Origin of the sequence: Sulfurovum sp., from assembly GCF_036568385.1 — a bacterium.
Classification (GTDB): Bacteria; Campylobacterota; Campylobacteria; order Campylobacterales; family Sulfurovaceae; genus Sulfurovum.
Window position 1 is genome coordinate 1 of the sequence record NZ_DATCSP010000044.1, and the last position, 7,242, is coordinate 7,242.

A 7,242-nucleotide genomic window follows, 5' to 3' on the forward strand; every position below is an offset into this window, starting at 1 on the left:
ATCGGGTGCGTTTTCATGTAAAAGTGTTTCTATTTCCCTTTTTACATCATCCACGTCAGGCTCCCTAATGTTTTAGTGATATAATACCCAAAAATAACTATGGATATATACAAATGGATTTGATACAAAAGGTACGCAATAAAGAAAGGCTGACGAGGGAAGAGGGGGAAGCGCTGTATGACTTGGACCTCTACACGCTTGGTGAGCTCGCTGATGCCATTCGTAAAGAGAAGTATGGCAACAAAAGTTATTTCAACATCAACCGTCATCTTAATCCTACGAACGTCTGCGCAGATATCTGTAAATTCTGTGCCTATTCTGCCAGTAGAAAAAACCCTAACCAGTACACCATGACCCATGAAGAGATCTTGGAGATCGTCAAGAACTCAGAGCGGCTGGGAGCCAAAGAGATACATATTGTTTCCGCACACAATCCGAACGTCGGAGTGGAATGGTATACCGGCGTATTCAGAAAAATCAAAGAGCAGTTCCCCGCTCTGCACATCAAAGCGATGACAGCTGCAGAGGTGGATTTTTTGACAAGGGAGTACGGTCTTTCCTATGATGAGGTACTGGACCTGATGATAGAGAGCGGTGTGGACTCGATGCCCGGAGGTGGTGCGGAGATCTTTGATGAAGAGGTACGCGAATATCTGTGCAAAGGCAAGGTCACTTCCGACCAGTGGCTGGAGATACACCAAAAATGGCATGAACGCGGCAGACAGAGCAACGCAACCATGCTGTTCGGGCATGTGGAGACAAGGGCACACCGCATAGACCATATGATAAGACTGCGCGATCTGCAAGACAAGACAGGCGGCTTCAATGCCTTTATCCCTTTGGTCTACCAAAGAGACAACAACTTCCTGAAAGTAACCGATTTCCCTTCCGGACAGGAGATCCTCAAAACCTATGCCATTTCACGTATTTTGCTTGACAACATTCCCCATATCAAAGCCTACTGGGTGACGGCATCGGTCAACCTGGCACTGATCGCTCAGGAGTTCGGCTGTGACGATCTGGACGGTACGATCGAAAAAGAGTCTATTCAGTCAGCAGCAGGTGCAAAGAGCAGCCAAGGCATGGATCTGAACGATTTTGTGGCACTGATCAAAAACTCCGGCTTTCAGCCGATAGAGCGGGACAGCCTTTATAATGAACTCAAAGCCTATTAGTATGGAAAAACGCTATTACCCCTACGAGGACTTTTTAGCCGATGCAAGATCTTTGACCCAAAAGATCGACTGGAAGTTCGACGCGATCATCGCGATCGCAAGAGGGGGACTCTCTTTGGCACAGCTGCTCGCAGAATACTATAATATCAGAGAAGTCTACAGCATCAATACGATCGGATATGAGGATACAGCAAAACTGGATTGCGTCAAGGTCTTTAACGTACCGGAGCTTCAAGACGCCAAAAATGTATTGATCGTCGATGACATTGTAGACAGCGGCGATACCCTGGAGGAAGTTTTAAGGGTACTGCATCAAGCCTACCCGGCTGTGAACTTTAAAACCGCTTCACTTTTTTATAAGAAAACTGCTAGAATAGCCCCAGACTGGTACGTTGACGAAGCAGATCAATGGATCGGGTTCTTTTGGACTGAAGACTTAAAATAGGAAGAGATCAAATGGTATTAATGATAGACAATTACGACAGTTTTACCTACAACATAGTACAGTACTGTAGAGAACTTGGTGCAGACCTGAAGGTCATACGTAATGATGAAATGACGATAGACGAGATCAAAGCATTGAATCCCGAAAAGATCATCCTATCTCCCGGACCTTCAACTCCGGACGATGCAGGGGTGACACTGGATGTGATCAGAGAATTTGCAGATACGACACCTATATTCGGTATCTGCCTGGGGCATCAGAGTATCGCACAGGCCTTTGGCGGAGAGGTGATAAGGGCCAAGAATATGATGCATGGAAAGACATCCCAGGTCGTAGTAGATAAAGAGACAGCTATTTTCAAAGCACTGCCAAAGGAGTTCAGAGCCACAAGGTATCATTCGTTAACAGTGAAAGAGGAAACACTTCCTGCATCGGTCATAGTCACCTCACACAGCAAAGATGACGGAGAGATCATGTCCCTGGAGATCAAAGACAAACCGATCTATGGTGTACAGTTTCACCCCGAATCCATTATGTCTGAGTATGGGCATGAGATGTTAGACAACTTTCTGAAACTCTAAGCGGTTTGGATGAAAAAACAGCATTTTGTTCTAGCCCTCTTCTTCTATGCTGCATCCGTTCTTTATTTGGCGTATACTACCCCTATCAGTCCTCATGAGGCAAAGATATTCTACACATCACACGATGTAGTGGGAACACTCATGAGATGGGGAAGTGAGATCGCTCCCGGATTTTTTGGATTAAGGCTTTTTTACCTTCTGTCCGGTTTTTTAACCATAGGACTTTTTTACCTGCTCAGCAGGCGACATTTTGCTACGTATGAAGATGCGTATCTTTCTACCTTCATTTTCATGTTCTTGCCAGGTATCATTACTGCTAGCGTTTTGGTCAATGTGGCGATCATTGTGTTACCATTGGTACTTCTTTTCGTGATACTTTACGAAAAGGGACACTTTTTTCTTCTGCCGCTTATCATGTTGGTCCTTTTTTTCATCCATGAAGCATCTATAGTCTTCTTTGCTTCCCTTCTGATCTATGCGGTGGCATATAAAGATAAAAAATTGTTTATTGCTTCGTTCGCGTTTCTTTTATCTTTTGTCTACCTGGCCAAGGGTATAGAGATCGGAGGCCGTCCCTCTGGCCATTTTGCAGAGATCTTCGGATTGTATGCCACGGTTTTTTCACCCTTGCTGTTTCTCTATTTCTTCTATGCCATGTATCGGATCTTGCTCAGAGAGAAAAAAACACTGATCTGGTACATATCGTTTACTGCATTGGCCTTCTCGTTACTCCTCTCCATCAGACAACGTGTTTCTATCACAGATTTCGCTCCCTATGTCATGATCGCCATTGTGCTTATGCTGGATGTGTTCAATCGCACCATCCGTGTACGTTTGCCACAGTTCCAGAAACTATATAAGCGCGGTTTCATAGCAGTACTGTCATTTTTGGCGTTCACTGTTTTCATTATAGTAGGGCACAAGTTACTGTTCGTGATATTGGATAACCCTAAAACACATTTCGCTTATCGTATCTATAAACCGTATTTTTTGGCGAATGAGTTAAGATCACAGGGGGTTGAGTGTTACGATGGTGCACACGGAAGTGAACGCTATCAATTAAAATATTATGAAATTCCTCCTTGTAGCGAAGAGTAAAAAAAAACCTATCAAATTGTTTCTAAAATACACAGTACTTGCTTTAAATTTTATAGTTTTAATAAGATAAACTAAAGTTAAAACTATCTTCTGCTAAGCTATCAAGAACTAAATTAAAGGAGAACTCGATGGCTCAAAAGGCGATTAGAGAGTATGACGCAAAGTCAATTCTAGCAAAACATTGGGATAAGTATTTCCCAAATTTTACTTATGCATATGAAACGGTACTGGTTCAAAACGGATCAGAACTGGCAGAAGCTGCAAAAGAGAAGACATGGTTGAACGAAAAGGCATTGGTGGCAAAACCAGATATGCTTTTTGGGAAAAGAGGTAAAAATGGTTTGGTGCTTTTCAAAGATGCTAAACCAGGTGATGTTTCATTAGCAAAAGCCATCAGCTGGATCGATGAAAAATCAAGCAAAGAGCAGGCAGTGTATTTCTCATTTGACGGCGATACACCTGCAGGTGAACCATCGGTTGATATGCTGACTCACTTTATCGTAGAGCCATTTACGCCGCATGCACAGGAAGAAGAGTATTATATCTCTGCAACATGTGTAGGAGATGACGATGTGCTTTATATGTCTGCTGAAGGTGGTATGGAAGTAGAAGAAGGTTGGGAAGAGAAAGTAACTGAAGTTGCTTTCAAGATCACTGACACTGAAGAAGAGATCGCTGAAAAGATCAGAGCAAATATTCCTGCTGATGTTGCGGATAAAGACAAACCAGCCTTTGCTGAATTCGCGATCGGTTTCTTCAAAGCTTACAGAGAATTAAACTTCGCCTACCTTGAGATCAACCCGTTCGTAATGCAAGGGAATAAGATCGAGCTTCTTGATATGGTTGCAAAACTGGATGACACTGCCGGATTCATGATGGTAGAGCAGTGGGGTGATGTCGAGTACCCGACTGCATTCGGTATGGAAGAGAAGTCTCCGGAAGTATTGGCGGTAGAAGAAGCGGATGCGAAGACAGGTGCTTCATTGAAGTTGACACTCCTTAAACCAGATGCACGTATCTGGACCATGGTTGCCGGCGGTGGTGCTTCAGTGGTTTACGCAGATACGATCGCTGACCTTGCTGGTATTGAAGATCTTGCGAACTATGGTGAGTACTCAGGTGGACCGACAACGGGTGAGACGAAGTTCTATGCAGAAACACTTCTTGATCTTATGACAAGAAAAAAAGATCCAAAAGGCAGAGACAAGATCCTTATCATCGGTGGGGCGATCGCTAACTTTACCGATGTTGCCAAAACATTTACAGGTATCATCCAGGCATTTGAAGAGTATGCAGACAAGATGAAAGAAGTGGGTGTGAAGATCTATGTGAGACGTGGTGGACCAAACTACGAAAAAGGTCTTAAAGATATTAAAGAAGCAGCAGACAGACTTGGTCTTTGGATCGATGTATACGGACCAGAGACACACGTAACGGATATCGTTAGAATGGCAGTAGAGGCATAAGGAGAGAAGATGGCACAATTATTTACTAGAGATACACAGGCTATTTTTTGGAACAACAATACAACAGCGATCCAAAGAATGTTAGACTATGACTATACGATCAAAAGAGAAAAACCTTCGGTAGCAGCGATCGTTGCTCCAACAGCATCCGGAAAATTCGAGAAATTCTTCTATGGTGCAGATGAAGTGATGATCCCTACTTATAAAAGTACGGCAGAAGCAAAAGCAGCTCAGCCACAGGCGGATGTACTTTTGAACTTTGCATCATTCAGAACAGCGTATGATGTGACTATGGAAGCATTGAATATCGGTGGATTTAAAACTATTATGATCACAGCAGAAGGTATCCCTGAGAGACTTGCACGTGGTATGAATCAAGCTGCACGTGATGCAGGTGTGACCGTGATCGGACCAGCTACTGTCGGCGGTATCGTTCCTGGTGCATTCAAGATCGCTAACGTGGGTGGTACGATCGAAAACATCGTGAACTCTAAACTTCACAGAGCGGGATCATGTGGTCTTGTAACAAGATCAGGTGGTCTTTTCAATGAACTTTCAAATATCATCGCGATCAATGCTGATGGTATCGCAGAGGGTGTTGCGATCGGTGGAGACAGATTCGTTGGTTCCGTATTTATCGATAACCTTCTTAGAATGGAAGAGAACCCGAATGTAAAATACATGATCCTTCTTGGTGAAGTCGGTGGTACAGAAGAGTACAAAGTGATCGATGCGGTTAAATCAGGCAAGATCAAAAAACCTATCATCGCTTGGTGTATCGGTACGATCGCTAAATATTATGACTCAGGTGTTCAGTTCGGTCATGCGGGTGCATCTGCGAATGCTGAGCGTGAAACAGCTGAAGCGAAGAACAAAGCGATGGCTGAAGCGGGTATCCATGTACCGGCAACATTCAACGACCTTCCTGCAAAGATCAAAGAGGTATATGAATCTCTTAACATCCCTGCGATCCCTGAGCCAGAGATCAATGTAGTGCCAAAAGTAAGAAGAAGCAAGCAGTTCATCTGTACGATCTCGGATGACAGAGGTGATGAAGCTACCTACGCTGGATTCCCGATCTCTTCAGTGGCAACACCTGATACAGGTAAAGGAATCGGTGATGTGGTATCGCTTCTATGGTTCAAAAAACAGTATCCGAAATGGGCGACAGACTTTATCGAGACTGTCATGAAAACGGTTGCGGATCACGGTCCGGCGGTATCGGGTGCACACAATGCCAAAGTAACGGCAAGAGCAGGTAAATCAGTGGTTGAGTCATTGGTAACGGGTCTTCTTACGATCGGTCCAAGATTCGGTGGTGCGATTGATGGTGCTGCACAGTACTTCAAGCATGCGGATGACAACAACATGACGCCTAAAGAGTTCTTGAACTATATGAAAGGCGAGGGTGTGCCAATTCCAGGAATTGGTCACAGAATCAAATCTCTGAAAAACCCTGACCTGAGAGTGAAAGGTTTGATGGATTATGCAGCTAAGCATTTCCCGGCTACACCTCTTCTTGACTATGCAAGAACCGTTGAAGCATTAACAACCTCTAAAAAAGAGAACCTGATCCTTAACGTGGACGGTACGATCGGTATCCTTATGGTCGATATGTGGAGAGCACTTGGGTATTCTGAGGAAGAGATCAATGAGTTTATCGCTTCAGGTACACTCAACGCATTCTTCATCGTAGGTAGATCCATCGGATTCATCGGACATATTCTTGATGAGAAGAGACTTGCTATGCCTATGTATAGACACCCAATGGATGACATTCTTTATGATGTCCAAATGGCAGAAAAGATCTAATTTTTCTTGCTTGACAGCAAATTCGACTGAACGGACCTTGTTTCGTTCGGTCATCTCCTATGCAGTAGGATCTTCCCCTATATAAATCCCTGTGATCCCGGTTTACGCTCATTCAAAACAAGTTTCACTTCCTTGTCTATGAGTTTAATCCCCATGAATTTTTTCGCTACATTATTTTACAGGTCATCATAGATCTATTTGAGGTCTTTCATTCTCTTCCGTATAGTGATACCGTTTAGATACAAAAACATTTATGCATCTTTTCTTCTAAAAATACCGGGATTTTTTTGCTTTTTTCTCACTTCATTATCCTAAATATTTATATTATATAAATAACGCTATAGCCCTAAATTATATGAATCTGTTTTCAGAATTCTTGTACCAAAGTACTGCAGGGCTCTGAAAGAAAAATGGGCCTTAATAAGCTGATTTTTAGGAGATTTTACCTATATAATGTAAGTGAATAATTTTTTTCAACAAATTTAAGATATTTCGCGAAAAATCCTTGACAAGGAAGAAGTTCAGTGCTATAATACGCGTCCACAAACACAGAGACCTTAACCGAGTTGGTTGAGAGAGTGAGAGTGAGTGATCTTTGACAACCAAATATAAGTAAACAAATCAACGTCTATTTGAGTTTTAATTTTACCAATTTTTAGAAAATT

General features: G+C 42.9%; 6 protein-coding genes. All 6 read left to right on the top strand.

Annotation, left to right across the window (positions count from 1 at the left end; translation table 11 throughout):
• The first annotated feature begins 113 nt into the window (after window positions 1-113).
• The 6 genes from mqnE to VIM88_RS04880 all read left to right on the top strand — a co-directional run bounded on the left by mqnE (window position 114) and on the right by VIM88_RS04880 (window position 6,577).
• Window positions 114-1,175 (top strand): aminofutalosine synthase MqnE, encoded by a 1,062-nt coding sequence (gene mqnE, locus VIM88_RS04855; protein ID WP_331861757.1) that lies wholly within the window; start codon window positions 114-116, stop codon window positions 1,173-1,175.
• Window position 1,176: 1 nt separating this feature from the next.
• A complete protein-coding gene (locus VIM88_RS04860) occupies window positions 1,177-1,620 on the top strand; it encodes a phosphoribosyltransferase (protein ID WP_331861758.1) in 444 nt (147 codons plus the stop codon).
• 11 nt (window positions 1,621-1,631) lie between these two features.
• Window positions 1,632-2,201, top strand: a complete 570-nt coding sequence (locus tag VIM88_RS04865; RefSeq protein WP_331861759.1) for an aminodeoxychorismate/anthranilate synthase component II — start codon at window positions 1,632-1,634, stop codon at window positions 2,199-2,201.
• Between the two features lie 9 nt (window positions 2,202-2,210).
• Window positions 2,211-3,299 (top strand): hypothetical protein, encoded by a 1,089-nt coding sequence (locus VIM88_RS04870; RefSeq protein WP_331861760.1) that lies wholly within the window; start codon window positions 2,211-2,213, stop codon window positions 3,297-3,299.
• A gap of 128 nt (window positions 3,300-3,427) precedes the next feature.
• The gene (locus VIM88_RS04875; RefSeq protein WP_331861761.1) at window positions 3,428-4,765 is read left to right on the top strand and encodes an ATP citrate lyase citrate-binding domain-containing protein; all 1,338 of its coding nucleotides are present in this window, start codon (window positions 3,428-3,430) and stop codon (window positions 4,763-4,765) included.
• Between the two features lie 9 nt (window positions 4,766-4,774).
• The gene (locus tag VIM88_RS04880; RefSeq protein ID WP_331861762.1) at window positions 4,775-6,577 is read left to right on the top strand and encodes a citrate/2-methylcitrate synthase; all 1,803 of its coding nucleotides are present in this window, start codon (window positions 4,775-4,777) and stop codon (window positions 6,575-6,577) included.
• The last annotated feature ends 665 nt before the right edge of the window (window positions 6,578-7,242 follow it).

Bases quoted from the DNA above. Each gene is read 5' to 3' on its own strand.
- VIM88_RS04860 (WP_331861758.1), top strand. From the start codon at position 1,177: ATGGAAAAACGCTATTACCCCTACGAGGACTTTTTAGCCGATGCAAGA.
- VIM88_RS04875 (WP_331861761.1), top strand. From the start codon at position 3,428: ATGGCTCAAAAGGCGATTAGAGAGTATGACGCAAAGTCAATTCTAGCA.
- VIM88_RS04865 (WP_331861759.1), top strand. From the start codon at position 1,632: ATGGTATTAATGATAGACAATTACGACAGTTTTACCTACAACATAGTA.
- VIM88_RS04880 (WP_331861762.1), top strand. From the start codon at position 4,775: ATGGCACAATTATTTACTAGAGATACACAGGCTATTTTTTGGAACAAC.
- VIM88_RS04870 (WP_331861760.1), top strand. From the start codon at position 2,211: ATGAAAAAACAGCATTTTGTTCTAGCCCTCTTCTTCTATGCTGCATCC.
- mqnE (WP_331861757.1), top strand. From the start codon at position 114: ATGGATTTGATACAAAAGGTACGCAATAAAGAAAGGCTGACGAGGGAA.